24 protein-coding genes are annotated in these 26,186 nt (G+C 60.8%); 9 read left to right on the top strand and 15 right to left on the bottom strand.

The window, feature by feature from the left end; translation table 11 throughout:
* Window positions 1-38 precede the first annotated feature (38 nt).
* The 8 genes from AB8B02_RS00810 to cysG form a co-directional block, all read right to left on the bottom strand.
* A complete protein-coding gene (locus AB8B02_RS00810; protein WP_089265416.1) occupies window positions 39-1,079 on the bottom strand; it encodes a sulfate/molybdate ABC transporter ATP-binding protein in 1,041 nt (346 codons plus the stop codon).
* Entirely contained in the window at window positions 1,069-1,962 is an 894-nt protein-coding gene (cysW, locus tag AB8B02_RS00815) for a sulfate ABC transporter permease subunit CysW (RefSeq protein ID WP_089265417.1), read from the bottom strand. The genes AB8B02_RS00810 and cysW (AB8B02_RS00815) overlap by 11 nt, the downstream gene beginning before the upstream one ends.
* A gap of 6 nt (window positions 1,963-1,968) precedes the next feature.
* A complete protein-coding gene (gene cysT / locus AB8B02_RS00820; protein WP_439062849.1) occupies window positions 1,969-2,805 on the bottom strand; it encodes a sulfate ABC transporter permease subunit CysT in 837 nt (278 codons plus the stop codon).
* 66 nt (window positions 2,806-2,871) lie between these two features.
* On the bottom strand, window positions 2,872-3,861 hold the full coding sequence (locus AB8B02_RS00825) for a sulfate ABC transporter substrate-binding protein (RefSeq protein ID WP_089265721.1): 990 nt from the start codon (window positions 3,859-3,861) through the stop codon (window positions 2,872-2,874).
* 207 nt (window positions 3,862-4,068) lie between these two features.
* On the bottom strand, window positions 4,069-4,581 hold the full coding sequence (locus tag AB8B02_RS00830; RefSeq protein WP_439062850.1) for a DUF934 domain-containing protein: 513 nt from the start codon (window positions 4,579-4,581) through the stop codon (window positions 4,069-4,071).
* Complete coding sequence (locus tag AB8B02_RS00835; RefSeq protein WP_439062851.1) at window positions 4,568-6,223, bottom strand: nitrite/sulfite reductase; 1,656 nt, start codon at window positions 6,221-6,223, stop codon at window positions 4,568-4,570. The genes AB8B02_RS00830 and AB8B02_RS00835 overlap by 14 nt, the downstream gene beginning before the upstream one ends.
* A 12-nt stretch (window positions 6,224-6,235) precedes the next feature.
* Complete coding sequence (locus AB8B02_RS00840; RefSeq protein WP_089265421.1) at window positions 6,236-6,550, bottom strand: DUF2849 domain-containing protein; 315 nt, start codon at window positions 6,548-6,550, stop codon at window positions 6,236-6,238.
* Window positions 6,547-7,983, bottom strand: coding sequence for a siroheme synthase CysG (cysG, locus tag AB8B02_RS00845; RefSeq protein WP_439062852.1), 1,437 nt, complete (start codon window positions 7,981-7,983; stop codon window positions 6,547-6,549). Before cysG ends, AB8B02_RS00840 begins: the two co-directional genes overlap by 4 nt.
* 301 nt (window positions 7,984-8,284) lie before the next feature.
* Between cysG and cysP the strand changes: the two genes are divergently transcribed.
* The 4 genes from cysP to AB8B02_RS00865 all read left to right on the top strand — a co-directional run bounded on the left by cysP (window position 8,285) and on the right by AB8B02_RS00865 (window position 13,532).
* Window positions 8,285-9,301, top strand: coding sequence for a thiosulfate ABC transporter substrate-binding protein CysP (gene cysP / locus AB8B02_RS00850; protein ID WP_089265423.1), 1,017 nt, complete (start codon window positions 8,285-8,287; stop codon window positions 9,299-9,301).
* A 225-nt stretch (window positions 9,302-9,526) separates the two neighbouring features.
* The gene (cysT, locus tag AB8B02_RS00855; RefSeq protein WP_439062853.1) at window positions 9,527-10,354 is read left to right on the top strand and encodes a sulfate ABC transporter permease subunit CysT; all 828 of its coding nucleotides are present in this window, start codon (window positions 9,527-9,529) and stop codon (window positions 10,352-10,354) included.
* Window positions 10,354-11,241, top strand: a complete 888-nt coding sequence (gene cysW, locus AB8B02_RS00860) for a sulfate ABC transporter permease subunit CysW (protein WP_439062854.1) — start codon at window positions 10,354-10,356, stop codon at window positions 11,239-11,241. Before cysT (AB8B02_RS00855) ends, cysW (AB8B02_RS00860) begins: the two co-directional genes overlap by 1 nt.
* A gap of 131 nt (window positions 11,242-11,372) precedes the next feature.
* Complete coding sequence (locus tag AB8B02_RS00865; protein ID WP_439062855.1) at window positions 11,373-13,532, top strand: malate synthase G; 2,160 nt, start codon at window positions 11,373-11,375, stop codon at window positions 13,530-13,532.
* Between the two features lie 69 nt (window positions 13,533-13,601).
* Here AB8B02_RS00865 and AB8B02_RS00870 read toward each other — a convergent pair whose 3' ends face one another.
* Window positions 13,602-13,757 carry a Thivi_2564 family membrane protein gene (locus AB8B02_RS00870; protein ID WP_086937086.1) on the bottom strand — a complete coding sequence of 52 codons (156 nt, stop codon included), beginning with the start codon at window positions 13,755-13,757 and terminating at the stop codon, window positions 13,602-13,604.
* A gap of 349 nt (window positions 13,758-14,106) precedes the next feature.
* Here AB8B02_RS00870 and AB8B02_RS00875 point away from each other — a divergent pair, with 349 nt between their 5' ends.
* On the top strand, window positions 14,107-16,200 hold the full coding sequence (locus AB8B02_RS00875; RefSeq protein WP_184511507.1) for a methyl-accepting chemotaxis protein: 2,094 nt from the start codon (window positions 14,107-14,109) through the stop codon (window positions 16,198-16,200).
* Window positions 16,201-16,407: 207 nt separating this feature from the next.
* The gene (locus tag AB8B02_RS00880; RefSeq protein ID WP_439062856.1) at window positions 16,408-18,501 is read left to right on the top strand and encodes a methyl-accepting chemotaxis protein; all 2,094 of its coding nucleotides are present in this window, start codon (window positions 16,408-16,410) and stop codon (window positions 18,499-18,501) included.
* 24 nt (window positions 18,502-18,525) lie between these two features.
* Here AB8B02_RS00880 and AB8B02_RS00885 read toward each other — a convergent pair whose 3' ends face one another.
* On the bottom strand, window positions 18,526-19,158 hold the full coding sequence (locus AB8B02_RS00885; RefSeq protein ID WP_439062857.1) for a DUF2865 domain-containing protein: 633 nt from the start codon (window positions 19,156-19,158) through the stop codon (window positions 18,526-18,528).
* Window positions 19,159-19,195: 37 nt separating this feature from the next.
* Window positions 19,196-19,987: a L,D-transpeptidase gene (locus AB8B02_RS00890; protein WP_439062858.1), complete on the bottom strand. Its 792-nt coding sequence runs from the start codon at window positions 19,985-19,987 to the stop codon at window positions 19,196-19,198.
* A 234-nt stretch (window positions 19,988-20,221) separates the two neighbouring features.
* Here AB8B02_RS00890 and AB8B02_RS00895 point away from each other — a divergent pair, with 234 nt between their 5' ends.
* The 3 genes from AB8B02_RS00895 (at window position 20,222) to AB8B02_RS00905 (ending at window position 22,353) form a co-directional block, all read left to right on the top strand.
* Window positions 20,222-21,334, top strand: a complete 1,113-nt coding sequence (locus AB8B02_RS00895) for an AI-2E family transporter (protein ID WP_439062859.1) — start codon at window positions 20,222-20,224, stop codon at window positions 21,332-21,334.
* A gap of 75 nt (window positions 21,335-21,409) precedes the next feature.
* Window positions 21,410-21,781, top strand: a complete 372-nt coding sequence (locus tag AB8B02_RS00900) for a DUF883 family protein (protein ID WP_175368300.1) — start codon at window positions 21,410-21,412, stop codon at window positions 21,779-21,781.
* A 92-nt stretch (window positions 21,782-21,873) separates the two neighbouring features.
* Window positions 21,874-22,353 (top strand): hypothetical protein, encoded by a 480-nt coding sequence (locus AB8B02_RS00905; protein ID WP_439062860.1) that lies wholly within the window; start codon window positions 21,874-21,876, stop codon window positions 22,351-22,353.
* Between the two features lie 21 nt (window positions 22,354-22,374).
* On the opposite strand, the gene AB8B02_RS00910 is transcribed toward AB8B02_RS00905, so the two are convergent.
* The 4 genes from AB8B02_RS00910 to AB8B02_RS00925 form a co-directional block, all read right to left on the bottom strand.
* Complete coding sequence (locus AB8B02_RS00910) at window positions 22,375-22,734, bottom strand: hypothetical protein (RefSeq protein WP_244527934.1); 360 nt, start codon at window positions 22,732-22,734, stop codon at window positions 22,375-22,377.
* A gap of 376 nt (window positions 22,735-23,110) precedes the next feature.
* Window positions 23,111-24,337 carry an ABC transporter substrate-binding protein gene (locus tag AB8B02_RS00915; protein WP_089265434.1) on the bottom strand — a complete coding sequence of 409 codons (1,227 nt, stop codon included), beginning with the start codon at window positions 24,335-24,337 and terminating at the stop codon, window positions 23,111-23,113.
* Between the two features lie 62 nt (window positions 24,338-24,399).
* The gene (locus tag AB8B02_RS00920; protein ID WP_231079706.1) at window positions 24,400-24,729 is read right to left on the bottom strand and encodes an AtuA-related protein; all 330 of its coding nucleotides are present in this window, start codon (window positions 24,727-24,729) and stop codon (window positions 24,400-24,402) included.
* 2 nt (window positions 24,730-24,731) lie between these two features.
* Entirely contained in the window at window positions 24,732-26,066 is a 1,335-nt protein-coding gene (locus AB8B02_RS00925; protein WP_439062861.1) for an acyclic terpene utilization AtuA family protein, read from the bottom strand.
* Window positions 26,067-26,186 lie beyond the last annotated feature (120 nt).

Consider the following 26,186-nt stretch of genomic DNA (forward strand, 5'->3'; position numbering starts at 1 on the left):
GGCTGAAAGGTGAACGGACGGGATTTTTAGAAGCGCAGTCACTCCTGCCCGGCAAAGATCCGGTAGCGCCGCGGCTGCAGGCTGATCGCATCGCCCGTGGTGAGCGGACGGTCGCGCGGGGCATCGATCTCCACCAGCGTATCATCGCCGGACAACGCGATGTCGGCGCGCTGGATCGGGCCGAAGGTGCGGACGCGGCGCACGGTGCCTTCGAGGGCTCCCTCGCCGAGCGGACCGATCTGCATGTCGTGACGACGAACAAACAATTTCGACGGTCCGCTTGCGCTGCCCGCATCGATGTTGAGCGGGCGATGGCCGAGCTTCACCTGGCCGTCGCTTACATCGACCGGGAGCACGATCGATTCACCTATGAATGAGTGCACGAAAGCCGTCGCCGGGTTATCGTAAACGTCGCCAGGCGTGCCGATCTGTTCGATCTTGCCCTTGTCCATCACCACGACGCGATTGGCGACTTCGAGCGCCTCCTCCTGGTCATGCGTGACGAAGATCGAGGTAACATGGATTTCCTCGTGCAACGTGCGCAGCCACTGCCGCAACTCCTTGCGGACCTTGGCATCGAGCGCGCCGAACGGCTCGTCGAGCAGCAGAATGCGCGGCTCGATGGCGAGCGCACGCGCCAGCGCAATACGCTGCCGCTGGCCGCCCGAGAGCTGGCTGGGATAGCGATTGGCGAGCCAGTCGAGCTGCACGAGATCGAGAAGCTCCTTCACCCGCGCGCGGATCTGCGCTTCGCTCTTGCGCACGGCGCGCGGCTGCACGCGCAGGCCGAAGGCCACATTCTCGAACACGCTCATGTGGCGGAACAACGCATAGTGCTGGAACACGAAACCGACGTGGCGCTCGCCGGCGCCCCGCGCCAATGCGTTTTCGCCATCGAACGAGACTTCGCCGGAATCCGGCCAATCGAGCCCTGCGATAATTCGCAGCAATGACGTCTTGCCGGAACCGGACGGTCCGAGCAGCGCGAGCAGCTCACCATCAGCAACCCTGAGGTCGACATTATCCAGCGCCTTGAAGGCACCGTACTGCTTTACGATATTCCGAACTTCAATCGTCACGGGGCAGCTGTCCTTCTTCAATCTGGCCTTCGAGGATGGTCTTTGCGATCAGCGTCAAGAGCGCCAGCAGAGCCAGCAATGACGCGATCGCGAACGACGCCACCAGTTGATATTCATTATACAGGATTTCCACCAGCAGCGGCATGGTGTTGGTCTCGCCGCGAATGTGGCCCGACACCACCGAAACTGCGCCAAACTCACCCATCGCCCGTGCATTACACAACAGTACGCCGTAGAGCAGGCCCCATTTGATGTTGGGGAGCGTCACCACAATGAAGGTACGCCAACCACTCGCTCCCAGCGAAATCGCAGCCTCTTCCTCCTGCGACCCCTGTTCCTGCATTAGCGGTATCAGCTCCCGGGCGACGAATGGGAAGGTGACGAAGGTTGTCGCCAGCACGATCGCTGGCACGGCAAACAGAATGTTGATGCCATGCGACATCAGCCATGGCCCAAAGAAACCCTGGGCACCAAACAGCAGCACGAATACCAGACCGGAGATAACGGGGCTGACCGAGAACGGCAGATCGATCAGGGTGACCAGCAAGGTCTTGCCCCTGAATTCGAATTTGGCCACCGCCCAAGCGGCGGCAACGCCGAATACCAGATTGAGGCTGACCGAGATCACTGCTGTGATCAGCGTCAGCCAGATGGCCGAGAGCGCCTCGGAATCTGCCAAGGCCGACAGATAGAACCCAACGCCCTTGGACAATGCCTCCGAGAATACCAAAATCAGCGGCAGGACCACGAACACTGTCAGGAACATCACTGCGACACCGATAATGATGCCGCGCACGAGCCATGGCTCGGTATGCAGGTCCTGTCGTGCCACGGACTGGGCGCGCTCCACGGTGACTGGCGAATTGATAATTGTAATGGTCATGTCAGGTCAACTCACGGCCAGCGCGCGTGTCTGCGCCCAGCGCTGCAGCCGATTGAGCACGAAGATGATCAGGAATGAGAAGACCAGCATGACCACCGCGATCGCCGTCGCATCGGCATAGCGGAATTCCGACAGCCGGATGACGATCAAGAGCGGCGCAATCTCCGACACATTTGGAAGGTTGCCAGCGATGAAGATCACGGAGCCATATTCGCCAACGGCGCGGGCGAAGGCCAGGGCGAAGCCGGTGAGAATGGCCGGCGTGAGGCTGGGAATGATGACGCGGGTGATGGTTTGCCAGCGGGAGGCACCGAGACAGGCCGCGGCCTCTTCGATCTCGACATCGAGGTCGATCAGCACCGGCTGCACCGTCCGCACCACGAACGGAATGCCAATGAAGACCATCGCCAGGAAAATTCCGAGCGGCGTAAACGCCACCTTGATGCCGAGCGACGCCAGCGGCGCGCCGAGCCATCCGTTCTGCGCAAACAACGTCGTCAGTGCTATGCCTGCCACTGCAGTGGGCAGGGCGAACGGGATATCGACAATGGCATCAAACATCCGGCGACCGGGAAACCGGTAACGGACCAGGGCCCAGACGATAATCAGGCCAGCGACCAGATTGACCAGCGCAGCCGCGAAGGCCAATCCGAACGAAATCCTGAGCGCGTGTAGGGTGCGGTTGCTGGTGACGGTATCGATGAACTGCGAGAGACTGAGATCGGCTGTCTTGACGAACAACCCGGCCAACGGGATCAGAATCAAAAGCGACAGCCATGTCAGGGTCAGGCCCATGCTCAGGCCGAACCCCGGCAACGAACTTCGTTTAGGTGCCGCGCTCACAATGTCCCCTTGCTTTGGTAAAAGCCCCAGACCGGCATACCGGTCTGGATGTTTCGCTGCGAACGATCAGTTCTTGTAGATCTTGTCGAACACGCCGCCGTCGGTAAAGTGCTCGCTCTGCGCCTTGGTCCAACCTCCGAACACGTCGTCGATCGTAAACAGATCAACCTTGGCGAAGGAAGCCTCGTACTTTTTGGCAATATCGGCATCACGCGGACGATAGAAATTGCGCGCGGCGATCTCCTGACCTTCCTTGGTGTACCAGTATTTCAGATAGGCCTCGGCAGCGGCTTTGGTACCCTTTTTATCAGTGACGGTATCAACGACGGCGACCGGCGGCTCGGCGAGAATTGAAAGCGACGGCGCGACGATCTCGAACTTGTCCTTGCCGAATTCCTGGATTGCCAGATACGCCTCGTTTTCCCAGGCCAGCAAGACATCGCCGACGCCGCGCTGGACGAAGGTGATGGTCGAGCCACGCGCGCCGGTATCGAGAACCGGAACGTTCTTGAAGATGTTACCGACGAATTCCTTTGCCTTGTCCTGCGATCCATATTTCTTCAGAGCATAGCCCCAGGCGCCGAGATAGTTCCAGCGCGCGCCGCCAGAAGTCTTCGGATTTGGCGTGATGACGCTGACGCCGCTCTTGATCAGATCGTCCCAGTCCTTGATGGCCTTGGGGTTACCCTTGCGCACCAGGAACACGATGGTCGACGTATAGGGTGATGAATTCTGCGCCAGGCGCTTCTGCCAGTCCTTCGCCAGCAGGCCCTTATTGGCGATTGCGTCGATATCGTAGGCGAGCGCGAGGGTGACCACATCGGCTTGCAGACCATCGATCACAGAGCGCGCCTGCGCCCCCGAGCCGCCATGCGACTGCTTGATCTCGACGCTCTTGCCGGTTTCCTTCTGATACGCAGCAGCGAATGATTTGTTGAAATCGACATACAGCTCGCGCGTCGGGTCATACGACACGTTGAGCAGCGAAATGTCGGCCGCGTGCGCCGATGTTGCAATTAAGAGACCCGCAATGACGGGAAGAATACGACGGACCATTTTGATCTCCATCCAACCTCACAACACGATCGTCATGAGGTGGGGGCAAAATCTTGAAGAAGCACCGCTAAGTCAACGAAACCAGATTCCAATGTTGGCGGCATGACGGCAGCAATGTGCTATGAATATGCCTTCGTATGGAGACCGTATCGCGCGCTGGTCATTTGTCATCAACCAACGCTGCGAAAGCTGTCGACATGCGGCGAATTAGCGCGCGTTCTCCGCATGACGCAACTGCATGCGCTGATGCAGCGCCGTGATGCGACCATCGCCCGTCGGCTGATAGAACACCGTGTAGCGTTTCGCCGTAGCCGCGAACGCTTCCGCATCGGCATCCTTCTTCACTTCGAATGAATCAAAACCGGCCCGCAGCATGATGACGAACTGATCGCGTAACACCTGGCCGGTTGCCCTTAATTCGCCCTTGTATTTGTAGCGTTCACGCAGCAGGCGCGCCTGGCTGTAGGCTCGGCCGTCGCGGAACGACGGGAAGACCAGCGCGACCACCGCGAGCCTGTCGAGATAAGGCACCAGCTCTTCCGGATCGCGGTTATTCGGCCAGATCACACCGGTCGGGCTGCTGCGCTTCAGCAGCGCCTCCGGATCGGAGAGAAAACGCGCAGCCGGCACCAACGCCGCTCCGTCGACCGGAATCTCCGCATCGTCGGCCACGTGAATATAGCCGTCGGCAACGATCTTGCCTTGCTTAACGAGTGGCATAAACGCGCTCCTTGAACGGCTCGACGCCGAGGCGTTCGACAGTCTGGACAAACAATTCATCCGGCCGAGCACGCAGTGCCAGATAGGCTTCAACGATATCCTCGATGACGTCGGCAACCTCGGCAAAAGGCACCGCCGGACCGATCAGGGTGCCGACCACGGCATGTTCGTCGGCACGGCCGCCGATTGTGATCTGGAAGAATTCCTCGCCGTTCTTCTCGACGCCGAGAATACCGATATGGCCGACATGGTGATGGCCGCAGGCATTGATGCAGCCGGAGATGTTGATATGCAGCCGACCGATCAGCTCCGCGAGATCGTTATTGGCGAAACGCCGCGTTAGTTCCTGCGCGATCGGGATCGAACGCGTATTAGCCAGCGAGCAGTAGTCCAGGCCAGGGCATGCGATGATGTCGGTGACCAGATTGACGTTCGGCGTGGCGAGGCCGAGCTTGTCGAGCTGCCGCCACAGTGCGGGCAGATCACGCCTGGCCACGCTCGGCAGCGCTAGATTTTGCTCATGGCCCACGCGGATTTCGCCGAACGAGTATTTGTCGGCAAGATCGGCAACCGCATCCATCTGGTCGGCCGTGGCATCGCCGGGCGGGCCGCCCACCGGCTTCAACGACAATGTCACGATGGCGTAGCCGGTCCGCTGATGCGGCGCGACCGAGTTCTTGAGCCAGCGCGCAAAATGCGGATCGGCCGACGCGGCCGCCAACTCGTCCGGCGTGTCGGAGAGCTTCTGATAGTGCGGATAGCTGAAGCGCGAGCGGATATCCTCGACAACCTCGTTGTCCAGCGTCAGCGCACTCTCGCGCGTCGCCAGCCACTCATCCTCAACTTCGCCGGCGAATTTCTCGATGCCCAGCTCATGAACCAGAATCTTGATGCGCGCCTTGTAGATATTGTCGCGGCGGCCATACTGGTTGTAGACGCGCAGGATGGACTCGACGTAGCTCAGAATGTCGCGGCCGTGCACGAACGGCTTGATCACCTTTCCGATGAATGGCGTGCGACCGAGGCCACCGCCGACCAGCACTTCGAAGCCAGTTTCGCCGGCCTCGTTCTTGTGAATTCGTAGACCGATGTCATGCACCTTGATCGCCGCGCGATCATGGGCCGACGCAGTGATCGCAATCTTGAACTTGCGTGGCAGGAACGAGAATTCCGGATGCATGGTCGAATACTGCCGCAGCAATTCCGCCCAGATGCGTGGATCCTCGACCTCGCCCGGCGCGACACCCGCCCATTGATCGGTGGTGACATTGCGTGTGCAATTGCCCGAGGTCTGCATCGCGTGGATGCCGACCGAAGCGAGATCTTCCAGCGCATCCGGCAGATCGGCGAGCTTGATCCAATTGAACTGGATGTTCTGCCGTGTGGTGAAGTGGCCATAGCCGCGGTCATAGCGTCGCGCCACATGCGCCATCTTGCGCAGTTGCGGCGATGACAGCGTGCCATAGGGAATGGCGACGCGGAACATATAGGCGTGAAGCTGAAGATAGACGCCGTTCATCAACCGCAGCATCTTGAACTCATCTTCGGTGAGTTCACCTGCGAGACGGCGCTTCACCTGATCGCGGAATTCCGAGACACGCTCGTTGATCAGCGTGCGGTCGATTTCATCATAAGCATACATAATTCAGGTACCTTAAGCCGAAGCCGGAAGGTCGATGGTGACGCCCTTGCGGCGAATCTGTTCACGGAGATTGCCGGGCTCGACGGTGCCGTTGTCGTTCACGGCGACCGGCGCGATATAGGGACCGATGGCGCCAACGTCATCGGCTGTGGATTCAGCAAGCAGCGCACGCGCATCATCGGCAGTGCGCACGATGGCAGCCTCTGCGAGGTCGGTGGTCCAGCCTTTATGGGCATCGCGATAAATCACGACGCCGTCCCAGGTACGGTTGGCAGTCACCACCGACGGGCCGGTGATCTTGATTTTCTGTTGCAGCGGAGAGGTCATTCGGCAGCCACCAATAAATCTGAAACGAGCTTGTTGATCTGAGCGGCCCGCCACGGCGCGGAATGCGCCACGACATCGCCAATGATGAGAACCGCCGGACCGCCATCGATCTGGTCGACCAGCGCCGGGAGATCGTCGAGCATACCCACCGCCGCTTGCGCGTCCGGACGCGTCACGCGCGCAAACACGCCAACCGGCGTTTGTGGCGAGCGCCCGGCAGCGAGCAATCCAGCGCGGATCGTGGGGGCAGCGGTCATACCCATATAAACAACGACGGTCATCTTCTCGTCGGTGAGCGTCGACCAGTCGACCTTGTCGGCGTCCTTTTCCTTGTGAGCCGTCAGGAAGGTGATGCGCAGCGCTTCGCGGCGATAGGTCAGCGGCGCCTCGAACATAGCCGCAGCGCCAAGGCCTGCGGTGATGCCGGGAATAACGGAGTAAGCAACACCCGCTTCGCGCAGCGCTTCGATCTCCTCGCCACCGCGCCCGAAAATGAAGGGATCACCGCCCTTCAAGCGCACGGCGCGTTGCCCAGCTTTCGCGGCTTCGATCAGCAATTTGTGGATCGCATCCTGACCGATACCGGGCTTGCCGACCCGGCGACCCACGGGAATGCGCGATGCATCCCGGCGGATGCGGTCGAGGACTTCGGGTGACACCAGTTCGTCGTAAAATACAACGTCGGCGTCCTGCAGCGCGCGCAACGCCTTGATGGTCAGGAGATCCGGATCGCCCGGCCCTGCTCCCACCAGCGTGACGCGACCTTCGACAACGCCGGCCTGCGCTGCACCCGCATAGATCGAGAGATCGGCGATTTCCGTCAGCGCCTTCTCGGCCTCGGTACCACGCCCCGCCAGCACCAGCGCGCCGATCGGACCATCGACGATGCGTTCCCAGAACCTGCGACGCAACGGAGCCTCGGCGATCTTGTCGTTGATCGGTTTGCGCCAGCGCCCGATGAAGCCGGCAAGATCGCCGATCCGCGCCGGCAGCATCGCCTCGATCTTTTCGCGCACACGCCGCGCCACTACCGGCGACGCACCGCCGGTTCCGACAGCGACGACCACATCGCCGCGGTCGACGATGGCCGGAAAGATGAAAGTGGAGTGCGCAAGCTCATCCATTACATTGACGGGCACGCCGCTCGCTTTGGCGCGGGCAGCCACCGCGTGACCGAGTTCACCGGCGCCGGCGCAGAGCACCGCGATGCACCCCGAAAGATCGGCGGTCACCGGATCGCCCTCGACATGCTCAATGCGCGCCACGCCCTCAGCATCGAGCCCGGACGTGTCACGATTGCCGTCCGTCGCGTACCAGCGAATCCGCGCACCGGCCGCCAGCAGCAGCCTCAGCTTGGCGCGCACGAGTTCGCCCTGGCCGACAAGAATGATCGGCCCGGTCTGCAAATCGAGGAAGACAGGCAGAAACCGCATACATACTCCGCTGCCCCGAATTCGGGGGTTGACTGGAATTATATTCTATATATCTCTCGATAACGAGGCGCAAAGAGAAGATTTTATCTTCTTCGAGGCGTTCTAACTATAGAATTTTTGTCCTCAAACACCAAGCGTCGTAGATGCTTCTTCTCAATAACGGTCGGCCGATGCAGGAGTTGCGCGAAATCGCACCCGTGCCCGCCCCCGTTGCGCAGCAAATTCCGGACCGTTTGCCGGGCAAAACGCCGCAGCCGCCGCTCCCGGCCATCCGATCGCTCTCACTCACAGGGGACTACACGTGAACCGCTTCATTATCGCTCTCGCCGCCGGACTCGGCATTCTCGCGACTGCACCCGCCCAGGCGCAGACGCCGAACACGCTGCTCAATGTCTCCTACGACATCTCGCGCGAGCTCTATGCCGAGATCAACGTTGCTTTCGCCAAGCAGTGGAAGGCCAAAACCGGCCAGGACGTTACCATCAACCAGTCGCATAACGGCTCGTCGCGCCAGGCACGCTCGATCCTCGAAGGCCTCGAGGCCGATGTGGTGACCTTCAACCAGGTCACCGACGTGCAGGTACTGTATGATCGCGGCAAGCTCATTCCGGCCGATTGGGCCAAGCGGCTGCCGAATAATTCCTCGCCTTATTACTCGCTGCCGGCCTTCCTGGTGCGCGCCGGAAATCCAAAGGGGATCAAGGATTGGGACGATCTGGTGAAGCCGGGCGTGCAGGTGATTTTCCCGAATCCGAAGACCTCCGGCAATGCGCGCTACACCTATCTAGCCGCCTATGCCTTCGCGAAGAACAAGTATGGTGCCGACAAGGCTGACGACTTCATCAAGAAGCTGTTCGCCAATGTCCCGGTGTTTGACACCGGCGGCCGCGCCGCCACCACGACCTTCGTCGAGCGCGGTACCGGCGATGTGCTGATCACCTTCGAGGCCGAGACCTCGTCGATCCGCGACCTCGCGGGCAAAGATGCCGGCGGCAAGGACAAGTATGAAGTGGTGGTGCCACCGACCAGCGTGCTCGCCGAATTCCCGGTGACCGTCGTCGACAAATATGCCGACAAGCACGGCACCAAGGCCCTCGCGACCGCCTATCTTGAATTCCTGTATTCGCCGGAAGGCCAGGACATCGAAGCCAAGGGCTATAACCGCGTCACCGACAAGACCGTGATGGCAAAATACAAGGACAAATTCCCGGAAGTGAAGCTGTACCGCGTCGAGGACGAATTCGGCGGCTGGGACAAGCTGAATGCCGAACACCTCAATCCCGGCGCAAAGCTGGACACACTGTTCGGCGGGAAGTGAGCCACAAACTCCATCATGCCCGGGCTTGACCGGGGCATCCACGTCTTGGCTGCAAATGGGCTAAGGACGTGGATGGCCGGGAACATCTAGCGAAGCGGCGCTTCGCGCTTTGCCCGGCCATGACATGGGAGAGGACGGGCGCCTGCATTAGACGACCTCGCCGCATTCCCTTTCCGCGCAAATCGTCTAAGAGAAGCCCCAACGGCTTCACACACGGACCTTCCCTTGCGACGTAGCGTCATTCCAGGTTTCGGGTTCTCGCTCGGCATTACGCTCTTTTATCTCGGAGCGATCGTGCTGTTGCCGCTCTGCGCGCTGATCCTGAAAGCCTCGGACGTCGGGCTTGCGCAATTGTGGGACATCCTGTCGTCGCCGCGCACACTGTCGGCCATCCGCGTCACGGTGACGATGGCGCTGGCGGCCACCGCATTCAACGCCATCTACGGCCTGCTGCTCGCCTGGGTGCTGGCGCGCTATCAATTTCCCGGCAAGCGCATTCTCGACGCGCTGGTCGACGTGCCCTTCGCGCTGCCGACCGCCGTGGCTGGCCTCGCGCTGACGGCGCTGTTTTCCAAGAAAGGCTGGTTCGGCGCACCGCTCGATGCACTTGGCATCCAGGTCGCTTACGCACCGCTCGGCATCGCCATCGCGATGGCCTTTACCAGCATTCCCTTCGTGGTGCGCACGGTGCAGCCGGTGATCGAGGATCTCGGCTCCGATGTCGAGGAAGCCGGCCGCTCGCTCGGCGCCAATGATCTGCAGATTCTCTGGCGCGTAATCTTCCCCGCGATCTTTCCGGCGTTCCTCGCCGGCTGCTCGCTGTCCTTCGCACGCAGCCTCGGCGAATTCGGCGCGGTGATTTTCATCGCCGGCAACCAGCCGATGAAGACCGAGATCGTTGCCCTGCTGACCTATATTCGGCTCGAGGAATACAACTACCAGGCCGCCGCCGCGATTGCCGTGGTAATGCTGGCGATGGCTTTCGCCATGCTGATTGTCACCAACGCGGTGCAGGCCTGGAACCTGCGTTATCTCGGCCGGGGAGACGTGTGATGTCGCATCCGACGAGTGAACGCGCCCATACCGAATGGATGGTGACGCCCGTCGGTGCCGGCCCGGTGACGCGCCGCGTGGTACTTGGCATCGTCGCGATCCTCACATTGCTGTTCCTGATCGCACCGCTGGCTTTGATCTTCAGTTCAGCGCTGTCGCACGGCATCGGCACGTTCTTCAACAGCCTCACCGAGCCCGGCACGCAGCATGCCATTCTGTTGACAGTCACCACCGCGCTGATCGCTGTGCCGATCAACATCGTGTTCGGCCTCGCCGCGGCGTGGACGGTGACCAAGTTCGTCTTCCCAGGCCGCACGCTACTCATTTCGCTGATCGAACTGCCCTATTCTATCTCGCCGATCGTCGCCGGCGTCGCCTATATCTTCGTCTATGGCTCGCAGGGCCTGTTCGGCCCGCTGATCGAGGCCATGGGCATCAAGGTGATGTTCGCACTGCCGGCGATCGTGCTCGCCAGCATGTTCGTGACCGCGCCCTTCGTGGCGCGTGAGTTGATCCCGCTCATGCAGGTGCAGGGCACGGATGAGGAAGAGGCCGCCGTCACACTCGGCGCTTCCGGCTTTGCGACCTTCATGCGGGTCACGCTGCCGAATGTGCGCTGGGCGGTGCTCTATGGCGCGATCCTGTGCAACGCGCGCGTGATGGGCGAATTTGGCGCCGTCTCCGTCGTCTCCGGCAACATCCGCGGCCAGACCACGACGTTGCCGTTGCAGATCGAACTTCTGTATCAGGACTACAATGTCGCCGGCGCCTTCGCCGCGGCGACGGTGCTGACGGCCGTGGCACTGCTCACCATCGTGATCAAGGTGGCGCTGGAGCGGATCTCGCCAGATCACGCGCAGGCCCCGGTCCGGCCGCCCGGCCACTGATCCCTTTAGGGGACTTCTCACCGGGTAGCGTTTGGCGTTAAAAGGTCCCATGGGCGCCGCGGTTTGGCGCCGTTTATGCTTATACTCCCTGAAATTAGAGCAGAATTGCCGCTTCTCGCGAGAAAGACACCATGAAACGCATCGACGCCCACGGACTGCAGATCGCCCCCGTCCTGTTCGACTTCATCGCCAAGGAAGCCGCCCCCGGGACCGGCATCCAGCCGGATGCGTTCTGGGCCGGCGTCGCCGCTCTCATCAAAGACCAGGGCCCGAAGAACCGCGAACTGCTCAAGGTGCGCGATACGCTGCAGGCCAAGATCGATGCCTGGCATCTGGCCAACAAGGGCGCCTTCGACATGAACGCCTATACGGCGTTCCTCAAGGAAATCGGCTACCTCCTCCCGGAGCCCGCAACCAAGCAGGTCGAGACTGCCAATGTCGATATCGAGATCGGCCAGATCTGCGGCCCGCAGCTCGTGGTACCGCTGACCAATGCGCGCTATGCGCTGAATGCCGCAAATGCGCGCTGGGGCAGTCTCTACGATGCCTTCTACGGCACCGATGCGATCCCGCACGATCCGTCTGAAGGTGGCAAAGGCTACAATAAGGCACGCGGCGACAAAGTCATCGCCAAGGCAAAAGCCTTCCTCGATCAGGCCGCGCCGCTCGCTACCGGCAGCCACACCGATGTCACGGCCTACAGCATCATTGCGGGCCAGCTCTCGGCCAAGCTCAAGAGCGGCAACCTCACCGCGCTGAAGAACGAATCCCAGCTCGCTGGCTATCTCGGCGAGCTCGCCACCCCGACCTCGATCCTGCTGGTCAATAACGGCCTGCATATCGAAGTGAAGATCGATCGAACCAACACCATTGGCAAGGACGACTCCGCTGGTGTTGCCGACATGATCATGGAGTCGGCCGTCTCGACCATTCTCGACATGGAAGACAGCGTCGCCACCGTGGACGCTGACGACAAGGTGCTGGTCTATCGCAACACGCTGGGCCTGATGAACGGCACGCTCTCGGCCGATTTCGAAAAGGGCGGCAAGACGCTAAAGCGTTCGCTCAATGAAGACCGTGTCTATAAGACGATCGACGGCAAGAACCTGACCCTGCATGGCCGCAGCCTGATGCTGATGCGCAATGTCGGCCATCACATGTTTACGGATGCGGTGCTCGACAGCGCCGGCGAGGAAATTCCGGAAGGCCTGCTTGATGCCGCCGTTGCTGGCCTGATCGCAATCCACGACCTCAAGAGCAAGGGTCCGATCCGCAACAGCCGCACCGGCTCGATCTATATCGTCAAGCCGAAGATGCACGGCCCCGATGAAGTGGCGCTGACCTGCGAAATCTTTGCGCACGTTGAGAAACTGCTGTCGCTGCCCGAGAACACCATGAAGGTCGGCATCATGGATGAGGAACGCCGCACCACGGTGAACCTCAAGGCCTGTATCCAGAATGCATCCAAGCGCATCATGTTCATCAACACAGGCTTCCTCGACCGCACCGGCGACGAGATCCACACGTCGATGGAAGCGGGTCCGATGATCCGCAAGAACGACATGAAGGCGACGCCGTGGATCAAGGCTTATGAAGAGTGGAACGTGGATGTCGGCCTGATCGATGGCCTGCCGGGCCATGCCCAGATCGGCAAGGGCATGTGGGCCGCGCCCGACAAGATGGCGGACATGCTCACGCAGAAGCTCGGCCATCCGCAGGCCGGCGCCACCACCGCATGGGTGCCCTCGCCCACCGCCGCGACGCTGCACGCGTTGCACTATCATCAGATCGATGTCGCCACGCGCCAGAAGGATCTCGCCAAGGGCGGGCCGCGCGGCAAGCTCACCGACATCCTCACCATTCCGGTGTCGCAGTCGAACTGGGCGCCGGATGATGTGAAGCAGGAGATCGACAACAACTGCCAGGGTATCCTCGGCTATGTCGTACGCTGGATCGACCAGGGCGTCGGCTGTTCCAAGGTGCCAGACATTCATGGCGTCGGCCTGATGGAAGATCGGGCCACGCTGCGCATCTCCGCCCAGCACCTTGCCAACTGGCTGCATCAGGGCGTCATTACCAGGGATCAGGTGATGGAATCGCTGAAGCGCATGGCTATGGTGGTGGACGAGCAGAACAAGGGCGACGCGCTGTATCAGAACATGGCGCCCTCGTTCGACGGCGTCGCCTTCAAGGCCGCCTGCGACCTGATCTTCGAGGGACGCACACAGCCGAACGGCTATACTGAATACATCCTCACGGCGCGCCGCCGCGAGGCGAAGGCGCTGGCTTGATCGCAAGCGGCACTATCAATAGCAAAAAGCCCCGGCAAACCGCCGGGGCTTTTTCGTTAGTCCATCTCGCTAGAAAACCGCGATGTATTTCAGCAGCGAGATCACACCGAGAATGATCACGACGACGCGGCAAATCTGCTTCGCGCGGCCGTCGATCGGCAACAGATTGATCAAGTACAGAATGAGAATGACGACGAGAAAAGTGATCAAGACGCCGACGAGCATGTGCGTATCCCCCCAGACTCAATGGAAACGAATAGCAGCCCCGGCCATCGCAGCTGCTCAACAGTGATCCAACGTGGGCGAGAGCATTGGGTTCCCGGATCGGAACAAAAGAACCTCGCCAAACTAGGCACGCAAGCTGGCCCTCAGGTCACCGACGGTCACGTAAAATCCGCGCCACCAGCGGAGTGCCGAACCCGCGCGGAGAAGCAGAACCGATCGCCGTGCCGCAAGAACGCTTACGCACGAACCACCTAAAGTAGCCGTATTCAAGCCTACTTCACGATACGTGTGCAATCGGAAATATTTACCATTTGAAGCCTTACTAAATCAAATATTTGGGGGATTCATGATGTTCAATCGATTGACCGTTTCCGCATTGCTTCAATCTGTCATCGTGGTCATGGCGCTCTGTGTGGTCGCCGTTCTGGCAACGACAGCCTGGGACTCCTACGGGCGGCTACGTTCAGCCAGCCGCATCTCGGTAATTGCGGACGCCTCCGCGAATGCCTTCAAGGCGATGCACAATCTGCGCACCGACCGTGCATCGACGAACCGAAACCTGAACAACGAGACAGTCATTCAGCCGGACGGAGAAAAATATCTCCGCTCCATTCGCGATTCCGAGATGCCGGCGATGCGAGCAGCGGCTGACCTCATTGCCACCATCGAATTCGCCGATCAAAAGACGCTGCACCCGACGCTGGTCCAGCTGGTCGACAAGTTGACCGCTCTGCAAACCGAATCCTGGGACGCGATGAGCAAGCCGAAGGCGTCGCGCCGTGCAGCCCTCGGCAAGGAGTATATGGAGACCACGCAAGCTCTGCTTGAAACACTGGAAAAGGTGTCGGCCCAGCTCGCCGCCGCGGTGAACCACAACGATCCCATGATCGATCAATTACTGTCGATCAAACAGGCGGCCTGGCTGTTGCGCAACACCGCCGGCGAAGGATCCCTCCTCGTCGCGAACGGCCTTGCTGTCGGGCGCGCCACACCTGAGAATAAGCTCGCCTACACCAAGTTTGTTGGCGGCATCGACGCTGCCTGGAATGCGCTGGAATTGTCCGCGTCTGGAATGCAGCTGCCGCCCAACCTGGCTGCAACCATGGCTGCTGCGAAGGTGGCTTATTTCGACCCGCAATATATGGCTCTTCGTGACCGTGTCATGAATGCACTCGTGAGCGGCGAAAAGCCCGAAATCACCGCGAGCGAATGGACTCCAATCACCGTTGATCGCATGGCCAGTGCGGTTACAGTCGCCGAACGAGCGCTGAATGAAGCCAAAAGCCACACCTTGACGCAGTGGACTGCCGCGCAGCACGCGTTGATCCTGCAACTGGCGCTGCTCGCAGCCGCGCTCGGCATAGCATTCGGCAGCATGGTTGCCGTCACCCGCCGCGTCATCACCCCGCTGCACACCATCCGCGATGCGATGCTGAAAGTCGCCGCAGGCGATCTCGTCGTCGATGCCGGCTATTCCGAACGGAAGGACGAAATCGGCGCGCTCGCCGGCGCTCTGGAGACCTTCAAGCAACAGGCCAAGGAGAAAGCACAGATCGAACAGCAGGAGCGCAATCGCAACGCCGACGCGACCCAGCGGCAGCAGGCGATTGAACAGCACATCGGGACCTTCGAGGTCCAGATGCGCGATGCGCTCAACGCACTCGGCAACGCGTCCGATCAGATGAACACCACATCGGATGGCATGGCGGTCGTGTCCAGCCAGACCAATGCCCGCGTGCAGGTCGCAGCAAAAGCTTCGGGCGAAGCCTCCCTGAACGTGCAGAATGTCGCCTCGGCCGCCGAACAGCTGAGCTCGTCGATCAACGATATCAGCCGGCAGGCCGCGCACGCCGCGGGAATCGCCAGTCGCGCCGTCAATCAGGCGCAGGAAACCGACGGCACCGTCCAAGGCCTCGCCAAGACCGCCAACCGGATCGGCGAGGTGGTCGGGTTGATCAACGATATCGCCTCGCAGACCAACCTGCTGGCGCTCAACGCCACTATCGAAGCCGCGCGCGCTGGCGAGGCCGGACGCGGCTTTGCGGTCGTCGCGTCGGAAGTGAAGTCACTGGCCAGCCAGACCGCCAAGGCAACCGACGATATTTCCGAGCAGATCGCAGATATCCAGAAGGTCGCCAACGAGGCCATCGAGGCAATCAAGTCGATCGGCGGCATCATCGGCGAAGTCAATGAAGTAGCAACCGCCATCGCCGCAGCCGTCGAAGAACAGGGAGCCGCGACACAAGAGATCACCCGAAGTACGCAGCAGGCCGCCGATGGCACCCGCAATGTGTCGGACAACATCGCTGGTGTGAGCGCCGATGCGGACGCCGCTGGCGCTGCCGCGCAGGATGTGAAGGTAGCCTCGGAAACGCTAGCCACGCAGACGCGCCAGCTCGGCACTCAGGTGACGGACTTTCTCGGCAAGATCCGGGCTGCCTAGGCAGGCCTCATCAGTCACGTCATCGAGCCCTGACAAGTATCAAAAGCCCCGGCATTGTCGGGGCTTTTTTTTGTTGAAGCATCGCCGGGCACGACAATCTTCTACCTTAAGTGGCGATATTAGAAACTAATTTATCAGAACGAGCATGAGCGTGAATATTTACCAATTGCAGCCTTAAATACCGAAATATTTTTTGGGGGATTCATTGTGCTTCATCGATTGACCGTTTCCGCATTGCTCAAGTCCGTGATCGCCATCATGGCGGTCTGTGTCGTCACATTCCTCGTTCTCAGCGCGTGGGAATCATATGGGCGCCTCAACGTCGCGGGGCGCATGTCGACGATCGCCGAGGCATCCGGCCATGTGTTCAAGGCAATGCACAATCTGCGCACCGACCGGTCCACGACGTTCCGCACGTTGAACGCCGATGTCGTGATCCAGCCCGATACCGAGGCCTATCTGCGCCGTATCCGCGGCGCTGAAATGCCGGCAATGAAAGCAGCAGGAGAATTGCTGGTCACCGCCGACTTCCCCGGCAAGGCAACGCTGGTGCCCGAGTTTAACCGGCTGATGCAGGCCTTGATCGCGCTGCAGACAGAATCCTGGGACCAGATGAGCAAGCCGAAGGCCTCGCGCCGCGCCGGCCTTGCCAAGGAATTCCAGGACAATGTCGATTCCGTTCTGGCCATGCTCGAAAAAGTCTCGTCAGCCCTCACCGCCGCCGTAACCCACAACGATCCGGTGATCGATCAATTGCTGTCGATCAAGCAGATGGCCTGGCTGATGCGCAACACATCGGGCGACGCCTCCGTCATTGTGTCGAACGCGCTCGCGGTCAACAAGATCTCGCCGGAGCTGCAGCGAAGCTATGTGAAGCTGACGGGCGGCATCGAAACTGGATGGAATGCGCTGGACATCGCATCGTCGGGAACTGAACTGCCGCAAGGTCTCATCACGGCCCTTGCCGCAGCGAAAGCATCCTATTTCGATCCTCAATACTTGGCACTGCGCGACCGCCTGATTCAGGCTGTCGCAACCGGCGAGAAGCCCGAAATGCCGGCGACGGCCTGGACACCGCTCACCGTCGACAAGATGAGCACAGCCGTGGTCGTAGCCGAACGCGCGCTGGACGAGGCCAAGAACCACAGCCTTGTGCAGTGGTCTGCTGCGCAACGCTCATTGATACTGCAACTGGTGCTACTGGGGGCCGCCATCATGCTCGTCGTTGGCGCCATAGTCACTATCACGCGCCGTGTCACCACGCCGCTGCTCACCATCCGCGACGCGATGCTGAAAGTGGCGGGCGGCGATCTCACCGTCGATGCCGGCTATGCCGATCGCCAGGATGAAATCGGCGGGCTGGCCGGTGCGCTGGAGACCTTCAAAAAGCAGGCGATGGAAAAAGCCGAGATCGAGGCGCAGGAACGCCATCGCAATGCCAATGCGAGCCAGCGCCAGCAGGCCGTCGAGCAGTATATCGGCATGTTCGAGATCCAGATGCGCGACACGCTGGGCGCCCTTGGCAGCGCCTCTGACCAAATGAATACGACATCTGACGGCATGGCCACTGTGTCCAGCCAGACCAATGCCCGCGTGCAAGATGCTGCGCGCGCCTCCGGCGAAGCCTCAGCGAATGTGCAGAACGTTGCCGCTGCGGCGGAGGAGCTGAGTGCCTCGATCAACGACATCAGCCGCCAGGCATCGCATGCAGCCGGCATCGCCAGCCGCGCCGTCAGCCAGGCACAGCAGACCGACAATACCGTTCAGGGCCTCGCCCAGACTGCGAACCGGATTGGCGAAGTGGTCGGGCTGATCAACGACATCGCCTCGCAGACCAACCTGCTGGCACTCAATGCCACCATCGAAGCGGCACGCGCCGGCGAGGCCGGACGTGGCTTTGCGGTCGTCGCGTCGGAAGTGAAGTCGCTGGCCAGCCAGACCGCCAAGGCGACCGAGGATATTTCCGAACAGATCGCGGATATCCAGAAGGTCGCCAATGAGGCCATCGAAGCCATCAAGTCGATCGGCGGCATTATCGGCGAAGTGAATGAAGTCGCCACCGCGATTGCGGCTGCAGTCGAAGAACAGGGCGCGGCGACGCAGGAAATCACCCGCAGCACCCAGCAGGCGGCCGATGGCACCCGCAACGTGTCGGACAATATCAGCGGAGTCAGTGCCGACGCCGACGCAGCCGGTGCAGCCGCTCAGGATGTGAAGGTGGCATCAGAGACCCTGGCGACGCAGACACGCCAGCTCGGTACTCAGGTAACGGACTTCCTCGGGAAGATCCGCGCGGCTTAAGCGCAATCGATCACGTGGCGCGGATTATTCCCGCGCCACCACCGGCATGCGCTCATACTTCGCCTGCACCGACGGCGACACCGGCGACATGTTCAGCGATGCACCGCGTTTGTCAGCGCCGCGACCCGTGACCATCAATCCGTCGGCACCGGCGACGATGTCGCCCTTGCGCAAGGTCGGATCGTTCTCGAGCTTCACCGGCGCCAGACCGATCTGGTCCTTACCGTTACAGGTGCAACCGGCCACCAGTTCGGTGCGGTACTTGAATGCATTCGGCAGCTCGGAATAGGGCTTGCCGCTCTCGGTCGCAGCCGTGTCGATACTGCTGCCGTAAACAACCTTGGTATCGCTCGCCGGACAGAAATTATTGCACGACGCCGCACGGCTCTGACTGTCGGTGGCTGATATCGGGAAGTAACGTCCATCGCACGTGCGCACACAAAAAGCCTGACGCCCGCCGCTTGCTGCACGAGGGCGCAGCTCCTGCACCGGCGGACCTTCATTGACGAAAGGCAGCGAGATATCCGGGCCACGACCACGCGCTATCCCGCCGAACAATGCCGAGAAGAAATCCTGCGCCTGCGCTGGGGCGGCACCGAGTATGACAATCGCCGCCACCGCGCCGAGGGCCATCCGTTGTCCTGGAAATCGGGTCATGGGGCCTCCAACGCGGCATCAAAGCAGAATGATCGACTCAGTAGAGCGACGACGCGGAAAGGTTCATCGCCTGACGGCCCGGAGCCTGCTGCACGCCGGCAGGACGAACCGAGATCGATGTGACGCTGCGCGGCGCCGGAGCCGAGCGCGCCTCATAGTGTGGGGCAACCGACTTCGGCAGCACCACAACCCTGGTCCCAACGCTGACGCGACTGAAAAGGTCCTGCACATCTTCATTGGTCAGGCGGATACAACCCGACGACACGAACTTGCCGATGGTTGACGGATCATTGGTGCCATGGATGCGATAAGCGCTGGAGCCGAGATACATCGCGCGGGCACCGAGCGGGTTGCCGGGGCCGCCAGCCATGAAGCGCGGCAGATAGGGCTGGCGCGCAATCATTTCCTGCGGCGGATGCCAATCCGGCCATTCCGCCTTGCGCGTGACAGTCTGCGTTCCGGACCAGGTGAATCCTTCGCGGCCAACACCGACGCCGTAGCGGATCGCGCGGTTGTTGCCGAGCACATAATAAAGCTGGGTATTGCCAGTATCGATGATCACTGTGCCCGGCGCTTCGCGGGTCATATAGTTGACTTCAGCGCGGCGCAGGCGCTCGGGGAGAGCGGCATCCATATTTTCCCGCACCCGCGGTGCAGCCATCACGTCGTCGTCCGGTGGAAACGCGCTTTGCGCAGCCGGTGCATAGTTCATCACCTGCGCCGATGCGCTGGAGATGAACGGCGGAACAACGATCAGAGCGGCTGCCACAACGAGCGCGCTTGTGAGACGCAGCGAAAGCTTGCGGTTTCCAGATGATGCCTGTGACATGTGACTGCCCCGTTTGGCGACGCGTCATCGTCGTGATGACCGCAACCAACTGCGCCGAAGCCTCACGGTTCCCTCCCCGCCGGCGTTCACCGAATGATTTGTCAACCAAGGAACCATCACGAAATCGCGACGGAACTTTTGCGGTATGGTCGTGTTGTAGAGCCCGATCGCAGTTGGCGATCTGACGCGCGAACGCGGTTTGCGCGAACAAGTGGCGGCATGTCGGGACAGCTCATGAGTGAAGTACGCGCTCTCCCCGAAAAGCAGCCTGCAGGCACGCCGGTGCCCGAGAGCAAGATCGAGCAGCCGCCGGTGATCCGCCGTGCCGAGGTTGTCGCCTTTGCGTTGATATCGCTGTTGGTGATCACCGTGGTTGCGGTGCTTTACGTCGCCAAGGCATTCTTCCTGCCAATCGTGACAGCCTTCATCATTGGCACCATGTTGTCGCCCGCAGCGAGCTTTCTCGAAAAGCGCCGCATTCCGCGATCCGTCTCGGCAGTTCTGATCGTTATCTTGGTCTGCGCCGGGCTCGCCTTCATCGTGGGGCTTATTTCATCCCCGCTGATGGAATGGACGACGCGGCTCCCCGAACTAGGTACGCTGCTCAAGAACAAGCTGCATGTATTTGACCGACCGCTGGCGCTCTGGCACCAGATACAGAGCATGTTCGGCAGCACCGAAACGCTTTCGACAACGAAGTTCGAATTGCCCAAGATCGACTGGGTGCAGCCAACCGTCGAATTCCTGTCACCAACCTTCACCGAATTCCTGCTGTTCTTCGCCACGCTGGTGCTGTTCATCGCAAGCTGGAAAGATCTGCGCCGCGCTCTGGTGATGAACTTCGCCGATCACGAGTGGCGGCTGCGGACGCTGCGCATTCTCAATGCCATAGAGACCAGTCTTGGCGAATATCTGCTGATGGTCACCATGATCAATTTCGGAGTCGGCATTGCCACCGGCGTGATCTGCGCGGCCACCGGCATGCCCAACCCGGCCGGCCTCGGCGCACTGGCAGCCACGCTCAACTTCTTCCCGATCATCGGCCCCGTAGCCATGTTCGTCATCCTGGTCGCGGTAGGCATCATTTCGTCGGAAACGATCGCAGCGGGCATGATCGCGCCGCTGCTGTTCGTCGGCCTCACCTTCATGGAAGGCCACTTCATCACGCCCACGATCATTGGACGCAAATTGCAACTCAACGCGCTGGCGGTGTTCATCGGGCTGGCGTTCTGGACCTGGCTTTGGGGCCCGATGGGCGGCTTCCTGGCGGCGCCGATCCTGATCGTCGGGCTGATCCTGAAAGAGCATTTGATGCCGATCAATTCGCCGCAGTTGCCGCCGGATTAATCCAGCTCTACTGATGGAACCTACGGTCTAACCGGGCGTTTTTGCATTGCATTTTCAGTATCAGGGGAGCTTCGCATGGCGGATATCGATGGCCTGGATGAACTCAAGAAACTGACCGACAAAGCAACCTATAGCCGCCTTCAGAAGGATCTCACCGCCGTGAAAAACGATGTTGCCGCCCTGACCGAACAGATCACCGACGCGCTTAATGCCTTTACCGGTCAAGCTACTAAACAAGCCCGCCGCGGCGTCAAGCAAGCCCGTGCGGACGCCGAAGACATGATGTCCGACATGCGTGAGCGCGGCAGCGCGGCCTATGATGCTGCGCATGACGCAGCCTATTCACTGGAGGAGACGCTGGAGGACAGCATCACCCAGCGCCCATTGGCCGCAGTCGGCCTGGCGCTCGGCCTCGGAGTGCTGATCGGGATGGCCTGGCGCCGCTGAGCACATGCGCAGAATTGAGATGTGATGACTGGCGGTGCCCGAGGGTGCCGTCAGTTTTCTTTGTATTTTAGAGTTCGGGTTCGGAGGCTTCCATGCTGAAGGGTATCATCGACGATCTGAAGAACAGCACAGGCAACAGCCTGCGCATGACATCGCTCATGGCACTGGCGGGCTTCGCTGGTTTCGTGGCGCTGTGCTTCCTGTGTGTTGCGGCTTTCATCGCGGTGATGCAGCGCTACGGCGTCATTGAGGCCTGCCTCACCATCGCCAGCATTTTTTTGGTCATCGCGGCGATCTTCGCACAAGTCTATGCGACCAAGCAAAAACAGGCTCGCGAGCGTGCAGCAGCCGCGGCGCGCGCAGCGGCCAGAGCTGCTGCGAATGCGCCGCTGATCGATCCGATGCTGGTGGCGACCGGCATTCAGATCGCGCGCACGCTCGGCCTCAAGAAGGTTATTCCGCTGCTAGCGCTGGTCGGCGTCGCACTTGGCTATATGGCCAATCGCAGCAGCACTGCGGCAGATGATGGTACGAATGAAACCGGCGACCCCGATGAGGTCGCCGACGATTGATTTAAATTGTCATCGTGAAGATCAGGTCACACAGCGACCCGGCTGCAGCATCTTTGCCATCTCGCTGAGCACACTCACGGGCGGTTCGCAGCCCACCGCCGCACGCTGCGGTTTCGCATTCATGGGGAGGGGCCGGATATTGACGGCTTCATTCTTGGTTGGAGCCACCACGGGCGCGACGCCCATCCGCAGAAGGACGGACGTATCCGACAGCCCCTGAACGCGGAACGAGAGAGTCTGGCTCTGCTCGTTCTGTGTGGTAATTAGTGATGCCCGGTCGCCCTTGGCAGCCCGGTTGACGCCGCTGGACGCAGCCTTGTCTGAATCGGTCAGCGTGCCCCGCAGATCATTGCCGGAAGCATACTGGATGGCGCCGAACATGGTCGCTCCGGCGACCATTCCCAAGACCAAGCTGGATACCTTTGACATGTGAGCCTCGCCTGCCCTGCGCCGCGTCGTTGCGTGGCGCTCATAATAGGAACGTGCGTCAAGGCTCTAGGTTCAAGAACGGCGATCACTTAACCGTGTGTTAAATAATTTGACGCGCGCGGGAACGCTTTTCACCCTCGCGCGTCTTCCCGGAAGCCGGTCGTCCCCTGCCCCAATTGACCGGCGACGCGGGGTGGAGCTGTGGTGATGCCAGCTGCACCCCGCATTCTTTTGAGGAATAGGTAAGGCTCTCTCACCCTTCGAAAGAATCGCGGGTAAAGGTATTTCCCTGCCCGCGACGCTCGGTTCATAGAGTTATCTGTTCGGCTTACTTCTTGCTCATCACCATTGGGCATGCACTCGCCGAGAGCGGCGAGAACGCGTCTTCGCCCTTCACCGTGGCGAGGATTCTGAACACGTCATAGCTATCGGTGACCTCGGAAGGCTTCTTGACCTCGGCGAGATACATGTCGTGGACCATCAGATTGTCCGGACGCAGCTTGCCGTTGCGCAGAAAGGCATCGTCAAAGGTACGACCCTGCAGATCCTTGACCACGGCGGCAGGATCCTTGGTATTCGCGGCCTCCACCGACTTGATGTAGTTCAGCGTCGAGGAATAGACACCGGCCTGCATCATGCTCGGCGGCTTGCCCATCTTGGCAGCGTAGCGCTTGGAGAATGCACGCGTGCGGTCGTCCATGTTCCAGTAGAAGCCGGATGTCACCAGCAGGCCTTGCGCGCTCTTCAATCCGACGCTGCGGATGTCATTCACGTCGATCAAGAGCGCAATCATCTTCTGATCACCGCCCATCAAGCCGAACTCTTCTGCCTGCTTGATGGCGTTCTGCGTGTCACTGCCGGCATTGGCGATGGCGATGACCTTGGCGCCCGACGACTTGGCCGTCAGAAGCTGCGAGGAGAAATCCGCCGTGTTGATCGGATGCGGCGCACGGCCAAGCGCCTTGCCGCCGCCCTTCACGGCAACTTCTGTCACGTCACGCTCGAGCGCCTGACCAAAGGCATAGTCCGCAACAACGAAGAACCATGTGTCGCCACCGCGCTGTAGCATCGCCTTGCCGGCGACATTGGCCAGCGCGTAAGTATTGTAGGTCCACTGAATGAAGTTCGGCGAGCAGAACTTGCCGCTGAGATCCGCCGAACCGCCGGCCGACGTGATGAACATCTTGTTGCGGTCCTTGGCGAAGGTTTGCACGGCGATGCAAACAGACGACACCGGCACGTCGAGAATGACGTCGACGCCTTCCTGATCATACCACTGGCGCGCAATATTGCCGCCAACATCGGGCTTGTTGAGATGGTCGGCCTGGATCAGTTCTATCGCCTTGCCGAGCACCTTGCCGCCGCATTCCTCGATCGCGAGCTGCGCTGCAGCCACCGAGCCCTGCCCGCCATTGTCAGCGAACAGACCCGTCATGTCGGACAGCACACCGAACTTCAGTGGTGTATCCGCAGCGGCACGAACGATCGCTGGAGAAAAAACTGCAGCGCTGACGCCAGTTGCACCGAGGCCAGCTAGGAATGTACGTCGCTTCATCAATAGTCCTCCCGTTTTTGGTTTTTTGGTATGAAAGTATCGTCGTCCTATTGTGACGAAGATCATGGTGAGCCGGATGACGCTCCTTTGGCCGGCAGTTCGAATTCAAGCAGCGCAGAGCTGAATGATTTCCCGTGCGTATCCAGCGCGAGCGATCGCACAACACCGCCACCGAGCGCGCCCGTCAGCACGAAGTTTAGCGCGCCGAGCGCCGGCAATTCATAGCGCGTGACGGTGCCGGTGATGGTGTCGCCGAAATGGTCCGCGACGCAATCGGCGGTCACATGCTCGGCCAGAAACGCGAAGTCCCCCATATCGAAAGCGATGACAGAAATGTTGGACGTGTCACCCTTGTCGCCGCTGCGTGAATGCGCGATCTCACGGAGTTTCATGGTCAGGCCTCCATGAATGTGACTGATGACGTCACGACAGTTTCGGGCAGCAAAGCCGAAGCGACGCCGACGATTTCGCGTGCCGATTTCCAGGCCCCGCCGCCGCCGGCGGGTCCATTGGTGTAGAGCGTTTCGACCTCGTTGCCGATCTTCACGGCCTCTGCGAGCGAGTCGGTACGCCCGGCGACGCGGATGCGGACTTCATAGGGATCACGGCCTTCGGCCAGGGCGTCACCATGCAGCGCATTGACGCCGATCAGGTCGAACCGGCTCTCCGTCATCTTCACGCCGGTGATCGCAAGGCGTTCGCGCACAATTTCAAGCGCCAGACGCCCGCGCGCGACAGCATTGGCACCGGCATAGGAGATCTCGCCCTCGCCGATATAGCTGTCGAGATAGCCGACGGATGTTTTCAGAAGGCCCGTCTTAGGCGCCCCGCTCCCGCCGGTGACATGGATGCGGTCCGGACCAACCTCCTCGACACGCACCTGCGAGAAATCGGCAACCACATCCGGCTGGTAATAGCGGGTCGGATCATGAATTTCGTAGAGCAGTTGTTCGGTCACCGTCGCGCGCGTGATCTGGCCGCCCGAGCCCGCGACCTTGGTGACGACGAGATCGCCGTCTTCGCGCACCTCGCCGATCGGGAAACCAAGCCGCGCGAGACCCTGCACGTCCTTGACGCCGGGATCGGCGAAATAGCCGCCGGTGATCTGGCCGGCGCATTCGAGGAGATGGCCGACCATGGTGCCCTTGCCGAGCAAATCCCAGTCCTCCATCGCCCAGCCGAATTCATGCACCAGCGGCCCGAGAAACAGCGCCGGATCGGCCGCCCGCCCTGTGATGACGACATCCGCACCGCCGGCCAGCGCCTCGGCGATGGGGGCTGCGCCTGTGTAGGCATTAGCTGAGATCACGCGGTTACCGAGAGCTTTGACGGAACCGCCTTCGTCCAGCGCAACGTCGGAATTTCGCGCCTGGTCCAGCACATCGTCGCCAGTCACTGCCGCGACTTTCAATCCGGTCAGACCGAGCGCCCTGGCGATGTCACGCGTCGCCTGGGCCGCAGCGACGGGATTCGCCGCGCCCATATTGGTGACGATCTTGACGCCATTCTTCCTGCAGATCGGGAGCACCGCCTTCATGCGGTCGGCAAGCAACGGGTCGAAACCGCCTTGCGGATCTTTCAGCCGGTCCTGCTGGGCAAGCGCAATGGTGCGTTCGGCAAGGCACTCGAAGACGAGATAATCGAGGTTGCCGCTTTCGGCGAGTTCGATTGCCGGTTCGATCCGGTCACCCGAATAGCCGGCACCAGATCCGATCCTGATGGTGCGCACGAGCAGTTCTCCCTGGATCAAACTTGCCTGCAGTCACATCGCGAATAACGCGATCGCCGCATGCCCATCTCCCGATCGCTTTTTGACGGACACGCCACAGGCCCGAGCAGGCGATCACGC

It is taken from the genome of Tardiphaga sp. 862_B3_N4_1 (genome assembly GCF_051811085.1).
GTDB classification, from domain to species: Bacteria; Pseudomonadota; Alphaproteobacteria; order Rhizobiales; family Xanthobacteraceae; genus Tardiphaga; species Tardiphaga robiniae.

Bases quoted from the DNA above. Each gene is read 5' to 3' on its own strand.
- cysW (WP_089265417.1), bottom strand. From the start codon at position 1,962: ATGACCATTACAATTATCAATTCGCCAGTCACCGTGGAGCGCGCCCAG.
- AB8B02_RS00825 (WP_089265721.1), bottom strand. From the start codon at position 3,861: ATGGTCCGTCGTATTCTTCCCGTCATTGCGGGTCTCTTAATTGCAACA.
- AB8B02_RS00830 (WP_439062850.1), bottom strand. From the start codon at position 4,581: ATGCCACTCGTTAAGCAAGGCAAGATCGTTGCCGACGGCTATATTCAC.
- AB8B02_RS00835 (WP_439062851.1), bottom strand. From the start codon at position 6,223: ATGTATGCTTATGATGAAATCGACCGCACGCTGATCAACGAGCGTGTC.
- AB8B02_RS00840 (WP_089265421.1), bottom strand. From the start codon at position 6,550: ATGACCTCTCCGCTGCAACAGAAAATCAAGATCACCGGCCCGTCGGTG.
- cysG (WP_439062852.1), bottom strand. From the start codon at position 7,983: ATGCGGTTTCTGCCTGTCTTCCTCGATTTGCAGACCGGGCCGATCATT.
- cysW (WP_439062854.1), top strand. From the start codon at position 10,354: ATGTCGCATCCGACGAGTGAACGCGCCCATACCGAATGGATGGTGACG.
- AB8B02_RS00865 (WP_439062855.1), top strand. From the start codon at position 11,373: ATGAAACGCATCGACGCCCACGGACTGCAGATCGCCCCCGTCCTGTTC.
- AB8B02_RS00870 (WP_086937086.1), bottom strand. From the start codon at position 13,757: ATGCTCGTCGGCGTCTTGATCACTTTTCTCGTCGTCATTCTCATTCTG.
- AB8B02_RS00875 (WP_184511507.1), top strand. From the start codon at position 14,107: ATGTTCAATCGATTGACCGTTTCCGCATTGCTTCAATCTGTCATCGTG.
- AB8B02_RS00885 (WP_439062857.1), bottom strand. From the start codon at position 19,158: ATGACCCGATTTCCAGGACAACGGATGGCCCTCGGCGCGGTGGCGGCG.
- AB8B02_RS00890 (WP_439062858.1), bottom strand. From the start codon at position 19,987: ATGTCACAGGCATCATCTGGAAACCGCAAGCTTTCGCTGCGTCTCACA.
- AB8B02_RS00895 (WP_439062859.1), top strand. From the start codon at position 20,222: ATGAGTGAAGTACGCGCTCTCCCCGAAAAGCAGCCTGCAGGCACGCCG.
- AB8B02_RS00900 (WP_175368300.1), top strand. From the start codon at position 21,410: ATGGCGGATATCGATGGCCTGGATGAACTCAAGAAACTGACCGACAAA.
- AB8B02_RS00905 (WP_439062860.1), top strand. From the start codon at position 21,874: ATGCTGAAGGGTATCATCGACGATCTGAAGAACAGCACAGGCAACAGC.
- AB8B02_RS00910 (WP_244527934.1), bottom strand. From the start codon at position 22,734: ATGTTCGGCGCCATCCAGTATGCTTCCGGCAATGATCTGCGGGGCACG.
- AB8B02_RS00915 (WP_089265434.1), bottom strand. From the start codon at position 24,337: ATGAAGCGACGTACATTCCTAGCTGGCCTCGGTGCAACTGGCGTCAGC.
- AB8B02_RS00920 (WP_231079706.1), bottom strand. From the start codon at position 24,729: ATGAAACTCCGTGAGATCGCGCATTCACGCAGCGGCGACAAGGGTGAC.